This is a genomic window from Rhodococcus sp. YL-1 (assembly GCF_001942025.1).
Taxonomy (GTDB): domain Bacteria; phylum Actinomycetota; class Actinomycetes; order Mycobacteriales; family Mycobacteriaceae; genus Rhodococcus_F; species Rhodococcus_F qingshengii.
Window position 1 is genome coordinate 6,113,055 of record NZ_CP017299.1, and the last position, 15,787, is coordinate 6,128,841.

Here is a 15,787-nt window from a genome sequence, read left to right on the forward strand (position 1 = left end):
GCACCACCCTGACAGTCGGAGGATCGTGACCGGCTCTCCCCCGAGCCGAGTGAGATGCCGGAATAGGCGCGTTCAAACCGAAAGCAGTTATGAGAAAACTCGATTGGATTTCCACAGCATATGCCGAGCCTCCATGTGCTCCGGAGACCCGCTTGGGCGGCTCCTGGTGACCAGAACATCAACAGCACAACGACATTCGACTCGGGGCAAAGTAACCCTGCCTGTTTTATGCCTGGCAGTATTCAGCTTTCTCCTCACTCAAACCCTCGTTGTTCCTGTCCTGCCGTCCCTGGCTGCTGCGCTTTCGGTCGGCCCAACTGCGGTGGGCTGGATCGTGACAACCAACCTGCTGTTCGGGGCCGTCTTCGTTCCGATCCTCGGAGTTCTCGGCGACCGTTTCGGGCATCGGCGGGTTTTGCTCGCGGCTATAGCTGTGATGACTGCGGGGGCCGCCCTCGCCGCCCTCTCATCCAATTTCGCAGTCTTGCTGATCGCACGGGCCACACAGGCAGTAGGCACCGGTACTTTTCCACTCGCGCTCACCATTGTGCAGTTCAATTACGCCGACAAGTCCCAGAGATCGGCAATGGGCTGGCTGTCCGGAGTCCTGGGGTTGGGATCGGCAGTCTCGCTTTTGTCCGGCGGAATCATCACCGACCTGTTCGGTTGGCGCGGTTTGTTCGGCACCATGGCACTTTCCGGGGCGATGGCATGGGCAGGATGCTACTTATTCGTACCTCGCTCATCGAGACCACATAGGTTGAGAGCGCCGATCGACTGGTTGGGAACCGCAGTCTTCGTCATCGCCCTCTCGAGTCTCCTCTTCGGTGTATCGCAAGGGAACAGTTTCGGCTGGCTTTCGCTGCAGATCGCCGCGGCATTTGCAGTTGCCACGATCGGAGCGTGTGCGTTGGTTGCCATTGAGTTGCGAACCGCTGCACCACTATTGGATGTAAGGCTGTTGGTAAAGGGAAATCTGGGACTCGTCAATGCCCTAGCGTTTTTGATCGGGTTCATATCGTTTCTGTTCTATATCGCGGTGCCGATCATCCTGCTGGGAACCGAACAAGCGGGCGGAATGGGTCTACCGCTGGTCGAAGCGACCCTCTACATGGTTCCCAACGCCCTGGCAGTTTTCATCGGTGGTCGGTTGGCTACGAATCTCGTACACCGTTTCGGCGAACGGGCAACTGCAATTCTGTCCATGTCTTGCCTAGCGTGCGGAGCGGTTGTGATGGCTGTCGGACACTCGTCCGTCTGGGCAATCGCCGTTGCCTATGTAGCAGTGGGTGCGGGCATCGGTATTGGTTTCAGCTGCTGTTCCCAGTTCGTCCCCACATTGGTCGACTCAGCACACATCGCGACTGCTTTGGGGATAAACACGATGGTGAGAACGGTCGGACAGGCATCTGGCACCCCAGTCGCCACTGCATTTCTCACGGGTGTCGCAGTAACTGGCGGGAATGTTCCATCCTCCGCAACATATTTCAGTCTATTTGCGTTCGCGACAACTATGAGCGCTCTCGGCGCCTGCATGTGCATAATGATTCGAACAGCGAAGCCTCGGAATTAGTTGTGTGGGCAGTCCTGCAGGTCGACGCGCAACCGCCTGATATCTGTTTCACGCGCATTGTTCTTCGGTGAAACAGTTTGGGTGTCTTTCGGCCTCTGTCGACGGCCATCGTAAGCTCCCCACTGGCGGCCATTTATGGCGCATTTTGTGGCCATGGTTTCTCCCCGCGTACGGCCAGATAGTTCCCCACCTGCTGTGAGTCAGATTCGGTCCCGGCAACGCTGGGTGGATGAAATCGAGCAGGGAGATCATGGAAATTTTGGAGGCGTACGACCTCACGGGTAGTTATCGGGCGGCGGCGGAGCTGGCTGGGTGTGATCACCACACGGTGGCCCGGTATGTGCAGATGCGCGCTGCGGGGCAGCCGCCGGACCGCCGGCGGCATCGAGCGCGGGCGATCGACGACTTTCTGCCGAAGATCGAGGAGTTGGTGGTCCGCTCGCAGGGCAAGGTCCGCGCGGATGTCATCCACGAACGGATCGTCGCGCTGGGGTTCACCGGCGGTGAGCGGACCACGCGCCGGACGGTCGCGGAGGCGAAGGCCCAGTTTCGGGCTGGTCGGCGGCGAGTGTATCGGCCGTGGGTAACCGAACCTGGGCTGTGGTTACAGTACGACTTCGGTGACGGGCCAACGATTTCCGGCCGGAAGACGACGTTGTTCTGCGCATGGTTGGCGTGGTCGCGATTTCGGGTGGTGATCCCGATCTGGGACAAGACATTGCCGACGGTGGCGGCGTGTTTGGATGCGACATTCCGCCGCTTGGGCGGGGTTCCGGTCTATGTCCTCACCGACAACGAGAAGACCGCGACGATCGATCACGTGGCCGGGATCGCGGTCCGCAATCCGGAGATCGTGGAGGTGGCACGGCATTACGGCACGACGCTGCGGACGTGTTTACCTGCTGATCCGGAGTCGAAGGGAGGAAGTGAGGCGACGGTGCGGATCGCCAAAGCCGACCTGTTGCCGAAGGAGGTGAACCTGCGCGAGCAGTATCACTCTTTCGGTGAGCTCGAGTCGGCTTGCCGGCAGTTCTGCACCGACGTCAACACCCGCGTCCACAGCTCTACTCGGCGGCGGCCGGTCGAGCGGCTGGCCGAAGAGTTGCAGCGGCTGCATCCGCTGCCGAAATCTCCGTTCACCGCGGTGTTCGGCACTACCCGGCGGGTGAACTGGGAGTCGACGATCTCGGTGGAAGGGGTGCGGTATTCGGTGCCGCACACGTTGATCGACACTCGGGTCTGGGCCCGCTTCCATGGTGAGGAGCTGATCGTGACCGCCGTCGACAATGATGGCGGTGCAGTCGAAGTCGCGCGGCACCGCCGCGGCCAACCCGGTTCACCGGTCCTCGACAACGACCACTACCCACCCCGCCCAGACCGCGACGCCGCCGACCGGGTGCCCAAGCCTCGTACCGCCGCCGAGCTCGCCTTCCTACAGTTGGGCCAGGGTGCCAACAGCTGGCTGGTCGAGGCTGCCGCCGCGGGAGCGCGCCGCATCAGGGCGAAGATGGCCGAGGCCGTGGACCTTTCGAAGCTGCACTCCCCGGACGCAGTCGACAGAGCGTTGGGGACGGCGGCGATGACCGGCCGGTTCGCCGATCGGGACCTGATCTCGATCCTCGACTACCAAGTCACCCACGAACACGCTGATCCGGTCCGTCGCAGCGAGAACCACACTCTGCAACCGGGCACCGCCGCCTGGTCCACCTTCGGCCAGACACCAGCGCCGGCCAGCCCAGCCACTACTGACGATGAAAGCGATGACGCCTGATGAGCACCCCTTTGCGCACTGTTACCAGCGCTAACGGCGACCCGTTGGCCGAGGCGATCGACCTGACTAAACGCCTGAAACTGCCCCATATCCGCAGGTCCTTGAGCGATATCATCCCGACCGCGAAAGCCCAACGCTGGGACCCCGCCGAAGTCGTGCGGGTTCTCCTCGCTGAGGAAGCCGCCGGCCGGGACCGGGCGAACCTGCACACTCGCCGCAAACGCGCGGGTTTCCCTACCGGCAAGACCTTCGGCGACTGGGACGAAACGAAATCGTCGATTCCCCGCGCCACCCAGGACGCGCTCCGCACCCTGGAGTGGGTCGGGCGGCGTGAATGTTTCTGCGTCTGTGGGCCTTCGGGAACTGGCAAGTCTCACTTCACCGAGGCACTCGGGCAGGCCGCAGTCGAAGCTGGGCTGGCGGTGTCTTGGTTCACCATCGAAGACCTCGGTGCCCTGGTCCGCCGGCACCGTGCCGACGACTCCATCGCCCGAGCCCTGACGAGGATCATCCGCTCCGACCTGATCATCGTCGACGACATCGGTCTGCTCCCGGTCTCTGAAGACGCCGCCGAAGGATTCTATCGCCTCGTCGACGCTGCCTACGAACGCCGAGCGATTGCCGTCTCGAGCAACCTGCACCCCTCCGGCTTCGACGAGATCATGCCCAAAACATTGGCCACCGCCACCGTTGACCGGCTCCTGCACCATGCGCACGTCGTCGTCACCGACGGCGACTCCTTCCGCCTCACCGAAGCCACCACCGGCAAGGGGGTGAAGCCCTTCAGCTAACCCAAATCAGAAAGCGGGTGGGGAAAAACAACTGGCCGCCACCGGGGAGAACCCGTGGCCACCAGCGGGGAGAACTACTGGCCGCCTACGGGGAGAACTTCGTGGCCATTGACAGGCCTCGCATCCAAGCCCGACGATGAAGAAACGGCGATTGACTGAAGGCCTGCTTCATCTTGAGGGAACCAAATTGCTCACGATGGCGCGCAGGGCCTCAGCAAGAGCAAAGCCCTTCCCACATTGAACAGCCCAACCCTATTACAGGCAGCTATCTGTTGACAGATAACAGGTTTCAGGTCATTATCAACAAATATCTCAGGGAAGACATGAACTGTCGGCTTGCCTCGGAAAGCGATGGCGTACCCCTGGATCCCAAAGCCATTGTGCTCGAGACAGAAAAGCACGTTCGAGCTAGGAGGACGATCCAATGACATTGCCCCGAAAGGTATCGGGCATCAGTCTGGGGCTGATACTTTCCTTTGCTCCTCCTGCCTTCGCTGAGGCACCCCGAGTAACTCCACATGAATCAGGACCTACGACAGTGATTAATGCCAAATGCCCAATGGACAATTTGCTGCCCGGTGTTGCGGAAATGACGACCGATTATCCACAGCGCATCGCCGCACCCTCGGGAAGCGAAGATGCAAGCGGTGTTTACGGGCCGCTCACCAACGGGCAACGAGTATCGCTTCATCTCAATCCCGCTGTGCGCGATGGCATGTCAGCCATGTCTGGAGCGCTCCTACGGGAAGGCTCGTTGGAAGCCAAGCATCGTGAGATGATCATCGTACGTGTCGGCTACGTGGAAAACAGCATCTATGAAGTGGTGCAGCACGCATCTTTGGCAGAGAGCGTTGGTGTAGCCAAAGCCAAGATCGACACTCTCGCCTGCGAAAAACCGCAGGGGCTTGATTCTGTGGAGCAGGCCCTCGTGGCCTTCGTGGACGAACAGCTTGCCACGAGCCGCGCGAGCGATGAAGCTCTCGCAGACATGCGTGCCCATTTCAGTGAAAGCCAGATCGTCGAGGCAATTCTCGTCATCGGCAACTGGTGGATGATCGCGCGCATGATGGAGACATCTGGTGCGCAACTCGAGGACCGGCGGATCGGAACCGGCGGCGTAGCCGAGTAGTTTGCCAGTAGTAGCGACACCGGAGGCCGAACATCTGATGGCACAGACGTGCTGATGTCTTTCCGATTGAGACAAATTAGCGTCCCGTAGCTAGTCAGCCGAAATAGATCAACGCCAGAGGTTTCTAACAACCCGGAGGGTTCTAACAACCCGAGTCTGGCGACAATCGATTCAGCGGCGCAAGTCGATCCCTAAAAGCTGCTCTCATCAGACATTGCGGGTAGGGACGCCGCTGAGGCGGGACTGAAGGTTGACGTGCCGGTCCCAAGCGCGCGTATGGGACCCGCGACATGGCCGTTCTCGACCAAGAAAGAAAAGATCAGCCCTGCGGCACAACACAATCGCCACTCGCATTGAGGGACGACTATGCCTGATCGACCGGCGGTAGAGTTCGTTGCCAACGTCGAATCCACCGGCACTAACAGCACTAACAGCACTAACAGCACTAACAGACGGTACAAGTCGACCCCGGGGAGGTCGGAAAGATCTCCGGCGGTGGTGCTGGCCTGCCCACGGTCAAATCTTAGAGCAAGCCAAACGATCGCTGCAGCGGAAGATTCGAGCGAATCGGCTATGCCCATCTGCTCGCTATCGCCGGCTGGCGTACATTCAGAGTCAATGCAAGCGAAACCATGGCAACAGCCATCGATCTCATGAACGACGTCAACGGCACTCCTACGTCGCCGGGCAGTGGACTTTGCAGGGCGAAGATGTGCCGCTGATGGCCTGCGGACATGAACGATGCCCGTTGGGCCGACCCAACAGGATCGGGCCCAACGGACGCTCTGTGACCGACGTTTCGATTACCGACCGATCAGGATTGCGTTTTGGCTAGTTCTGCCATGAAGTTGAAGATCGCCCGATTCACCTCGGTCGAGTGAGTCATGTTCGGGGAATGGTGCGCGCCGTCGATGGTGATGAAAACGACGTCGCTGAGACCGTCGCGGAGCTCCATGGCCCATGTCAATTCGATCGCTTTGTCTTCCCCCCCGTGTATCTGCAGCACCGGGCATGCGATCTCCGGCAGTCGATCAACGAGCGAGTCCCGAAATGACAGTGCGCGAGATGCTTGGGGAAGCCGAGTCTTGTCCCACGCGATCCATTTCGGAACCCACTCTGCTTCCAGATCGGGATCCCCGAACACGACCGAAGCTATCTGTGGCGCAAAGCCATCCGCACCCTCGGCAGCCCAGGCCGCGTCGCGATCGAGACGCAACTGGCGACTCTCGTCGGTCATGCCGCGAGCCTCGGTTCCGATGAGGACCAGTGCTAAAACGCGTTCAGGATGTGCGAGCGCTACTCGTTGTGCGACCATTCCACCCTGTGACATCCCCACCACGGTTGCCTTCGAAATGCCGAGGTGGTCCAGGACGGCGATCGCATCATTTGCGAGGTCCCACAGGGTGAAGTCATGGCTAGATTCTTCCGTCTGCCCATGGCACCGCGAGTCGACGGTAATACAACGAAATTGCGCGCCAAGAGTATTCACCTGCTGATCGAACATAGTTCCGTCCATTAAGAAACCATGTAGAAAGATGATGGGCACCGATCCTGAACCGGTATCGGTGTACCAGATCTTCTGATCGTCGACGTGTAGGTAAGTCATAAACGCCCTCGTATTCTGCAGAATCGGCGGGTACTCGAACCCCGCAGATATGGGTTGAAGAGGTTACGCGCGAATCAAGTCGTGAGCTGTCTCGCGCGCGGTGCCCACGGTTCCATCTGGGAGTCGAACCAACGTGGGTACGATCCCTGCAACTTCTGCTTTGATCTGAAACGCCAGCAACTTGGCGTACTTTCTCGCGTCGATGATGCCCCCGAAGCCGATCCAGAGATGCTCTTGCGCGGTCGGCCGGCATAGGTTTCTTGTCTCACCGTCGGGTCCGAATCCGCCTACCACACCGACTTTTTCAGCTATTTCGGCGTTCATCAGAGATTCGATGACCGCCGAGTGGCTCTCGAAGCCGGTCGCCATCACAATTGCATCGAACTCCAGAACTTCACCATCGTTTCGAACAACTCCATTTTCGACGAAGTGGTCGAAGTCGGCCATCTGAGCGACGGCAATGCCACCTTCGACAATAACCTCCGAACAACCGACGTTGAGGTAGTAGCCAGCTAATTGTGTGTACGTCTTGTACAGCCAGCCGTACTCGTTGGTTCCCGCATCCACCTGCATGCCCGCTTTGCGCAGTCCCTCGTGGAGGTCGTGGTCGAGAGCATCGGTCTTTTTGGTGTAGTCCTTGAGGAATGCCTCGATCACCGGTCGCGTCAGGTTGGCGAGACTACGTTGGTCCGCTTCGTCCAGCGGCACAGTGGACGTGGCCATGAACGCGACCTGCGCAGTTCCGATGTCGCACACGGTAGCAGGGCTTCGTTGCCCCATTGTTACCTGTGCACCATGGTTGTACAGGTCCAACGCGATGTCGTGTCCACTCGTCGATACTCCTACAACGAGAACTTTCTTCCCCTTGTATTCGGATCCACTACGGAATTCGCTGGAGTGGACGATTCGTCCGGAGAAATCTTTCAAGCCAGGTAGGTCAGGGATGCGCGCTGCCCCACCGATACCCACCGCGAGAATGACATGGCGGGGCCTCAGAATTCGTTCTGACCCGTCGGCCATTTCGAGCGCCGCTTCCCACACCTGTGCTTGCTCGTCATACGCAGCATTCGTGAGGCGGGTTTCGAACAATACGTTGATGTTCATCGCTTTGATGTACATCTCGATCCAGTTCGCCCACTGGTCTTTGGACAAGTATTGGGGGAAGGTTTCGGGAAAGTGCAGCAGCGGCAGATTATTTCGAACGAGCGGTGTGTGCAGGGCAAGCGAATCGTAGCGTGTGCGCCAGCTCGCGCCTCCTTCCTTGCTGGCGTCGACAACAAGGTTGGTGACTCCCACCCGGTCCAATTCGGCAGCGATGCTGGCGCCCCATTCGCCGCAACCTACAACTAGGACTTCGGGATCTTCGTCCGCAGCGCTCAACCGAGCACGTGCCTGCGCCCACGTTTCACCCGGGTGTGCTGGATCGTAACCGTAACGCTCCATCTTTTGACTCTGGGTGGGCTTGTCGAAAAACATCTCGACCATGTCCGTGGAGATCAGGGTGGCTCGCATCCCCGAGACCGAGGCGGCATCGAGTGAACCGGAAACGAATGCCCTGCATTTACCGAATTTGGTTTCGAACCCGATGAATATTTCGACGGTGGTTCCATTATCGAGCAGCTTCGGCGCCGGACGTGTGGGGTCTAATGCAAGATTTCGAACCTCGCGCTCTTTGGCCTGCGTCAGGAACTCAGGTGCGATCGCGTCATATCCGTATCGCTGCTGGGTATCCCAGGTGAGCGCGACGAGATCTCGCCAATAGCAGGGGTCGTTCAGTAGTTCGCCGAAGCTTGATGCATCCTGCTCCGCGACAGCGGAAGAAAGAAGGCTGATCCACCGGTTCGCCAGGTCTATTACCGTTGATTGATCCACGTTGTTCCCGCTCCTCAAACGAATTTTCCTTGTTCGGACCGCTACATCTCTCACACGTCCGGCCTTGTGTGGATCGAATCACCCCATCAGCCAACTGTCAACAGCCAACTTGCATCAGATCGTTGAGTAGAGCCTCTCAATGCCAACCCCCTGTGAGCAGTTGACAGTTGTCAGATGGCGTCGATACTGTGATTCGAGACACTTGGATACCTGTTCGAGTATTGACGGCTACCGGAGAACGAAGCACCGACTCTCCCGGCCGAAAAGCCGCGACACCGACCCCGCGAGGACCCCACATGAGCATCACTGTTCCCCACACCGACCGGATATTCATCGGCGGAGAGTGGGTGTCAACCGCGTCGAAAAACCACTACGCGGTGGTTTCTCCTGCCACGGAAAATCTGGTCGAGACTGTAGACCTTCCATCCATTGCAGATGCGAATGCTGCTGTCGCCCAGGCGCGGAAAGCCTTCGATGATGGCGTCTGGGCTACTGCATCGATGGAGCACAGAGCTTCCGTTGTCGGCAGAATGTGCGACCTGTTCGAAAAGCGTCAGTCCGATTGGACAACGGCTTGGGTCACTGAGAGCGGATCCACCCGGGCACACTCGGACTTTCTGAATAGCATTGTCGTAGGTATCTGGCGAGATATCGTCGATACTGCCAAGCGAACCCCGGTCGTCGAGCGACGCACTTACCCGGACGGAACGGTCGATGTGGTTTCCGAACCGTACGGCGTCGCGGTAACGATCACTACGTGGAATGGGCCGGCGTTGTATCTGGTGTCAAAAGTGGTGCCAGCACTGCTAGCCGGGTGCTCGGTCATCGTCAAGACTGCGGTGGAGTCGCAACTCACTGCTCGCATCATCGCCGAACTAGCCGACGAAGCAGGGTTCCCGACCGGCGTTATCTCCGTTCTGGCTGCCTCGACAGATGTCAGTGTGCACTTGGTGAGCCACCCCGACGTCGACAAGGTCAGCCTGACAGGAAGCGTAGCCGCAGGCAAGAGCGTCATGGCGGCATGCGCGACCAACTTGACTCCGGTAACCCTCGAACTCGGAGGTAAGTCACCGGCCATCATCGCGGACGATATCGCTCTCGATAAGGTACTCCCGACGCTGTTGCCTGCCTTTTTCATGAACGCAGGTCAAATCTGCGTTGCGCTCACCCGTCTGATCGTCCCCGAAGACCGTCATGACGAAATCGTCGAAGCCGTGGTCGCCGGTCTTGCTGCAGTCACTGTTGGTTCACCGGAAGACCCTTCCTCGGTGATCGGCCCCCTCGGAACGCGCGCACAGTACGACAAGGTTCTCGATTACATTGAGACGGCTAAGGGCGAAGGTGCCACCCTCGTCTGCGGAGGCGGTAGGCCTTCCGGAATCGACCGCGGCTACTTCATCGAACCGACCGTCTTCACCGGAGTGACATCCTCGATGCGCGTCGCACAAGAAGAGATATTCGGCCCTGTCCTGGCAGTGCTGACGTACAAAAGTATCGACGAAGCCGTCGACATCGCCAACTCCACCCAATTTGGCCTTGCCGGCACGGTATACGCCGATGACCTCGAATTGGCGCGAAATATCGCCGATCGGGTGCGTTCGGGGTCCGTGTCCATCAACACCATCGGCCCGTCGTTGTTCGCCCCCTTCGGTGGATACAAGCAATCCGGTTTCGGTCGCGAGAATGATCTTGAGGGTATCCGCGAATTTCAGCAGACCAAGAGCATCAAGATCGCCTGATGCCCAGGACAGTACTCAGATCACTAGGAGCACTTTGACTTCCGTAATTTCATACGCACCTCGAACTGGCGATCCAGTCAGCACGGCGGCTACGACCACTGCCACCCAACTATCCGAAATCACCAATAGGGCGGCTCACGCGGCCCCAGTGTTGCGGGACGCGTCCCCCAAGGAGCGGAGGCAATGGCTCCGAGCGCTTGCCGACGCGCTGGAGGAGTCCCGAAGCGAACTGATCCGCCTCGCAGACACCGAAACTGCACTCGGCGAAGGAAGATTGAATGGTGAGTTTGACAAGCTGATTGGCCAAACGCGCTTTTACGGTGATGTCGCTGTCGAAGGGTCGTACCTCGGCGTATCCATCGACGAGGGTGTCGACGGGGGCCAGGATCTTGTCCGGGTGAATCGTCCGCTCGGTCCTGTTGCAGTATTCGGAGCAAGCAATTTCCCCTTCGTTCTAGGTGTTCTCGGGCACGACACCTCAGCAGCAATTGCAGCCGGATGCCCGGTCGTCGTCAAGGCGCACACTGCCCATATCGGCCTCAGCATTCGACTCGCCGAGATCGCCTGCACCGCTTTCGCTGCCGCAGGGGCACCGACCGGAATTTTCGATATCGTCGTCGGCCGTGACGCGGGATCGGCGCTGGTCGTCGCTCCGGAAACGAAGGCCGTCGCATTTACCGGATCGCAGTCGGGGGGCATGGCACTCTGGCGTGCGGCGAACGAACGCGACATCCCGATCCCGGTTTATGCGGAGATGGGCACCGTAAACGCCGTCGTCGTCACGCGAACGGCGGATGAGATGTTCGATGACGTGGCAAAGGGCTTCGTCGATACATTCACTCAAAACGGCGGACAATATTGCACCAAGCCTGGGCTCATTTTCGTACCCACCGGCTTCAACGGGGCTGAACGTGTCGCGAAGGCACTGCGCGCGACTAATCCTTCGTCGACGATGCTGACCAAGGCTATCGCTGACTCCGCGCGAGCCGGCCTTGATGACCTTCGGGCCGCGGGTGCACGCGTCATTGCTGAGATCGTGGAGGGTGAGGTCGGATTTTCCGCTCCCGCTGCAGTTTTGGCCGTGGAGTTGGGTGATTTGGAGCCAGGTAGCCGGTTCCTCGGGGAGTGTTTCGGCCCGATTGCTCTGGTGTGCGAGTACGAATCTGTCGACCAACTGTCCGAGACGCTGGCGAAATTGCAGGGTTCGCTGGTCTCGGCGGTCTTCACGCAACCCGACGATTCCGATGTGCCCGACATACTCAATGTCCTCGAGTCCAAGGTTGGACGCGTGATCGTCAATGGATGGACCACCGGCGCGCCACACGGTTGGGCGCAACAGCACGGTGGCCCCTGGCCGTCAACCTCCAATCCCGCTGTCACATCCATTGGAGGCGCTGCGCTCGAACGCTTCACTCGCCCAATTACCTTTCAAGGGGTGCAGGACAGCTGGTTGCCGCGAGAAGCGCGACGCGATAACCCTGATGAGATCACTCGCCGCATGAATGGAGTGATCGCACCGGCGGGCCATCGTTGAAACATTGGTTCGGTCGACAAGACCGGAAAAGGATGTGGCGCGAACCTTGAACGACAGAGGTTCGCGCCACATGCTTTGTGGGAAGTAGAAACTTAAAATACACAGGATGACGAGACTGTAAAGATAGAGGGTGGATGACGAGACTGTTCGGTCTGCGTGATCCACCCTCTTCTTATCCGAACTGTCAGCGATTGATCAACCCAACTTCAGACTCCTCCGCCGAAACTTCCAGACATCGTCCTCACGAACAATCAAATCTGTATAGCGGCCGGTGGCAGCGACGACGGCCTCCCTTGATGCCCGGTCGACTCCGGCTACCAACAGCCGACACGTGGCGTGCACGACTACGCCGTCGAGTTGCAGATCGATGTCGGTATTCCAGTGCTCCAGGTCTCCGACGGAAGCGGCCTGGCCGGCAGTGGCTCGGTCACGGACGAACTGAACCAATTCCGACCGCCCCACGTATGTTCGCGCAGGATGTTCGAAAATGCCGTTCTCTGTCCAGAGTGACGCCCACAATTCCGCCTCACCTCTGTCGATAGCATGGTTATACTGCTGAAAGAGGCGCAGGACGGCCGTCTCGTCAGCTGACTCCAAACCCTCTCCCCCGCTTACCTTTTCAATGCTCAACGCTTCGTTCACCCCGCGTTGACATCTGCGGTTAGGGCCGAAATAAACTCGGCCGTTTCGACAACCTCGGCCTGCTTGGGAAAGATTTTCTCGACAAGGAAGGAGTGGACACTGTCATCCGGATCGACGCATGCGTCAGAGAGCACGACAACACGATAGTCCAGATCATGAGCCTCACGTACTGTCGTGAGCACGACACCGCTGGTATGAGCACCCGCCAGGATCAGAGTGGAGACTCCGGCGTTAGTGAGCTGCTCGTGCAAATCTGTTGTGGAGAATGCGCTGACGCGCCTCTTCCGCACGACGATATCCCCCTCACGCACCCCGAGGCCTTCGAACAGCGCCGTTTTCGGCGAGTCCGCGTCCATATTCGGACGACTGCCCTTCACTCGGTCTCCCATGATGTGCCCCTCCGGAAAGCCGTCGTAGTCGGCATCGGTGAAACCAACCCGAACGAATCCGACTGTTCCTCCGGCCCCTCGAACGACTTCAGCTGTGCGAGCCGCCGACTCCACGAGCGGAGCCGTGTCGTCGAGGAATCCCAGAATTACGGGTTCGTAGTCCATGATCAGGAGAGCAGTGTTGGCGGGATCGATGTGAAGCGGCATAACGAATTTCCTGTCCTGTCGCGTATCCGGCACGGCGCCGAATACAGATTTGTATGCTTTGTGGTTAGTGGCCTGAGACGGTCTTCAGAAGTGCCGTCGTGTCATCGGGTAGTTCGTCCCCGCGCCAAGCGACATGGCCGTCCGGCCGGACCAACGTGAACCTTGTTGTGTACAAGGAAGCAACCGATTCGGGGAGTTCGGCACGGCGAAGAGGAACGCCGAGTCGGGCCGCGGTTTCGGAGATGGGTTGGGCGGTCTGCTCGTCGGTACCGAGGTCACAGAGCACGAACCCCTCTCCGAAAAGATCAAGCGTCGATACCCCGTCCGCGATCCACGCGTGTGGTGCTCGGTGTCCCGCCCTGTTCGTAGGCTCGTACACGCGATAATCGTCTAGTGGCGCTGACGAATCGTCGCCGACGCAGATCGGCGAATCCTCGTACCTGTATCCCAGGATTACTCCTTTGGATTCCCATTCAGCGCGGGTTCCCTCGATCAGTTCCTCTCCCACGGATTGCCGAAGGCGATCTCCCACCTCCCCGGGCTCGAGCAGACGGGAAAGATCAGCAGTGCTGTACCAGCCCTTGAAGTTTCGTGTTGCTGCCGAACTGTTGCGCACTGCGATCGGGCGCCGTTCGGTCTCATAGGAGTCGAGCAATTGTTCGCCGCCCCATCCACGCAGGACCGCATCCAGTTTCCAGCCGAGGTCGACGGCTTCGCCAATTCCTGTGTTCGAGCCGAAGCCTCCCGTAGGTGACATCGTATGAGCCGAATCGCCAACCAGAAAAACCGATTTGTCGCGGTATCGATCAGCCACGGTTTGCGATCGCCGCCATGGGGCAACAGACAGTATCTCGATCTTGATGTCGTCGCCCAGAACACGTCTCATCGTGGCTTCGACCGCGAGTTCGTCGAGCTCGGGCCGACTGTCACCCAACATATATGTGAAGCGCCAGAGTTCTCGGCCGTCGACGACCGTGAGGTTGCCGACTGGTCCGTCTGGCGAAACGAAGATGAAGCGTGCGGCGGGCGCTTGCTTGCTGATACTCAGAAGGTCCGGCGACCTGAAGTAGACGCCCATCGAGTAGTTCAGAACCGGAATTCCGCTGACCTCGATCCCCAATGCGCGTCGCACATTGCTCATGGCGCCGTCACATGCAACCAGGAACCGTGCGCGTACAAACCGTTCCTCACCCGTGTTGGCGTCTGTGTAGCGCACCACCGCCCCAGTGTCGGTGTTCTCGACGACTTCCTCCACCTTCGCGTGATAACGAAGCGACACCGAGGGCTGACGTGACACAGCGCGCGCCAAGATCGGGTCGAACCACAGCTGTGGGCATCGCTGACGGCGTTCCGGGCTTTCCGCGGGGACAGGCATTTCGCCAAGTGATGGGTAATGCTCGCGAACGAGCTCGTACCCCTGAAGGGCAGTGCTGAAGACGATGTCGAGTGGATAGTCCTCGGGGAAACCGCAATTGCGCACATCGTCCAGGATTCCCCACCTTCGGCAGAATTCCATCGTGCGGATCGACAATCCGCCAGCCCGCGGGTGATCAACGGCTCCGTCACCCGCCTCCAGGACGACTACGTCCTGACCCCGCAGCCCCAGTTCCAGCGCCATGGATAGGCCCACGGGCCCCGCTCCGATAACCAGAACGGATGTCTCCTCGATCATTAAATCCTCGCTAACTGTTGACAGCCATCTGTTAGTCGCTGACGATACTGCGGCTGATGAACGAAGGCAATGCACCCAAAGCAATTCGTTGACAGCGAAGTGCTGTCTGTTTACAGTTGACGATATGACCGTGGGCGATGCGCGACCTCAAGCTCCTCCCGAATCGGGCGTCGCGCCACAACGAGTACTGACTCGGACGCCACTACGCGATCAAGCTGTCACCGTTGTCCGAAATCTGATTGCCGACGGATCGCTTCCACCGGGCGCACGTCTCAACGAGGCGGAACTGGCGATGAGACTTGGAATCAGTCGAGGACCACTACGTGAGGCCATTCAGAGACTTGGCGCCGAGGGGTACATCGAGTTCCTGAGAAATCGCGGGGCGTTCGTACGACGAGTAACTATCGAAGACGTACGGCATATGTACGAAACTCGCGAGATTCTCGAAGTTGCGGCAGCTCGGCTTGCCGCCGAGCGCGCAACCGAGTCCGGAGTGGCACGACTGACTGCTGCGATCGACCAAACCGAGGAGAAATTGCGCGGCGGATTCACTGGAGAACATCAAAACCACCTAGACATTCACGAAGTGATCTTTGATCTGGCGGAGAACCCATCTCTCAGCCGTGCAGGCATGGAACTGCACACCCGCGTGCGCCTTTCGCGAATTACTTCCGGGAGCTCGCCCGAGCGCGCCAATGAGGCTCTCGCCGAACATCATTGGATTATCTCTGCGATAGCGGCAAGCGATCCTGCCTCTGCAGCCGAAGCGATGACCGTGCATTTGAAGGCGTCACTGAGCCATTTACTCGCGACCCAGCCCCACGACTGAACCACCACGGCGTTCGACAGTGCGGGCAGCACC

The 15,787-nt window shown here is 59.2% G+C and carries 12 protein-coding genes; 7 read left to right on the forward strand and 5 right to left on the reverse strand.

From position 1 onward, the window contains the following. The first annotated feature begins 133 nt into the window (after positions 1-133). The 4 genes from BH682_RS28480 to BH682_RS28495 all read left to right on the forward strand — a co-directional run bounded on the left by BH682_RS28480 (position 134) and on the right by BH682_RS28495 (position 5,264). Positions 134-1,573 (forward strand): MFS transporter, encoded by a 1,440-nt coding sequence (locus tag BH682_RS28480; RefSeq protein WP_075834899.1) that lies wholly within the window; start codon positions 134-136, stop codon positions 1,571-1,573. 229 nt (positions 1,574-1,802) lie between these two features. Continuing rightward, positions 1,803-3,344: an IS21-like element IS1415 family transposase gene (istA, locus tag BH682_RS28485; protein WP_030538069.1), complete on the forward strand. Its 1,542-nt coding sequence runs from the start codon at positions 1,803-1,805 to the stop codon at positions 3,342-3,344. After that, complete coding sequence (istB, locus tag BH682_RS28490) at positions 3,344-4,135, forward strand: IS21-like element IS1415 family helper ATPase IstB (protein WP_003944771.1); 792 nt, start codon at positions 3,344-3,346, stop codon at positions 4,133-4,135. The genes istA and istB overlap by 1 nt, the downstream gene beginning before the upstream one ends. A 559-nt stretch (positions 4,136-4,694) precedes the next feature. Next, positions 4,695-5,264, forward strand: coding sequence for a carboxymuconolactone decarboxylase family protein (locus BH682_RS28495; RefSeq protein WP_075834901.1), 570 nt, complete (start codon positions 4,695-4,697; stop codon positions 5,262-5,264). Positions 5,265-6,078: 814 nt separating this feature from the next. On the opposite strand, the gene BH682_RS28500 is transcribed toward BH682_RS28495, so the two are convergent. Both BH682_RS28500 and BH682_RS28505 read right to left on the reverse strand, forming a co-directional pair. After that, positions 6,079-6,870: an alpha/beta fold hydrolase gene (locus BH682_RS28500; RefSeq protein WP_075834904.1), complete on the reverse strand. Its 792-nt coding sequence runs from the start codon at positions 6,868-6,870 to the stop codon at positions 6,079-6,081. A 63-nt stretch (positions 6,871-6,933) separates the two neighbouring features. Next, positions 6,934-8,742: a flavin-containing monooxygenase gene (locus BH682_RS28505; RefSeq protein ID WP_075834906.1), complete on the reverse strand. Its 1,809-nt coding sequence runs from the start codon at positions 8,740-8,742 to the stop codon at positions 6,934-6,936. 296 nt (positions 8,743-9,038) lie between these two features. Between BH682_RS28505 and BH682_RS28510 the strand changes: the two genes are divergently transcribed. Together BH682_RS28510 and BH682_RS28515 are read left to right on the forward strand one after the other, a co-directional pair. After that, complete coding sequence (locus tag BH682_RS28510) at positions 9,039-10,481, forward strand: aldehyde dehydrogenase family protein (protein WP_075834908.1); 1,443 nt, start codon at positions 9,039-9,041, stop codon at positions 10,479-10,481. Then, positions 10,426-12,015, forward strand: coding sequence for an aldehyde dehydrogenase family protein (locus tag BH682_RS28515; protein ID WP_083954733.1), 1,590 nt, complete (start codon positions 10,426-10,428; stop codon positions 12,013-12,015). The genes BH682_RS28510 and BH682_RS28515 overlap by 56 nt, the downstream gene beginning before the upstream one ends. A 195-nt stretch (positions 12,016-12,210) precedes the next feature. Here the strand turns inward: BH682_RS28515 and BH682_RS28520 are convergent, their stop codons facing one another. From BH682_RS28520 to BH682_RS28530, 3 genes are all read right to left on the reverse strand, one after another. Beyond that, positions 12,211-12,657, reverse strand: coding sequence for a nuclear transport factor 2 family protein (locus tag BH682_RS28520; RefSeq protein ID WP_075834912.1), 447 nt, complete (start codon positions 12,655-12,657; stop codon positions 12,211-12,213). Beyond that, complete coding sequence (locus BH682_RS28525; protein ID WP_075834914.1) at positions 12,654-13,253, reverse strand: cysteine hydrolase; 600 nt, start codon at positions 13,251-13,253, stop codon at positions 12,654-12,656. Before BH682_RS28525 ends, BH682_RS28520 begins: the two co-directional genes overlap by 4 nt. 64 nt (positions 13,254-13,317) lie before the next feature. Next, positions 13,318-14,925 carry an FAD-dependent oxidoreductase gene (locus BH682_RS28530; RefSeq protein ID WP_075834916.1) on the reverse strand — a complete coding sequence of 536 codons (1,608 nt, stop codon included), beginning with the start codon at positions 14,923-14,925 and terminating at the stop codon, positions 13,318-13,320. 124 nt (positions 14,926-15,049) lie between these two features. Between BH682_RS28530 and BH682_RS36020 the strand changes: the two genes are divergently transcribed. Then, a complete protein-coding gene (locus tag BH682_RS36020; protein ID WP_075834918.1) occupies positions 15,050-15,754 on the forward strand; it encodes a GntR family transcriptional regulator in 705 nt (234 codons plus the stop codon). The last annotated feature ends 33 nt before the right edge of the window (positions 15,755-15,787 follow it).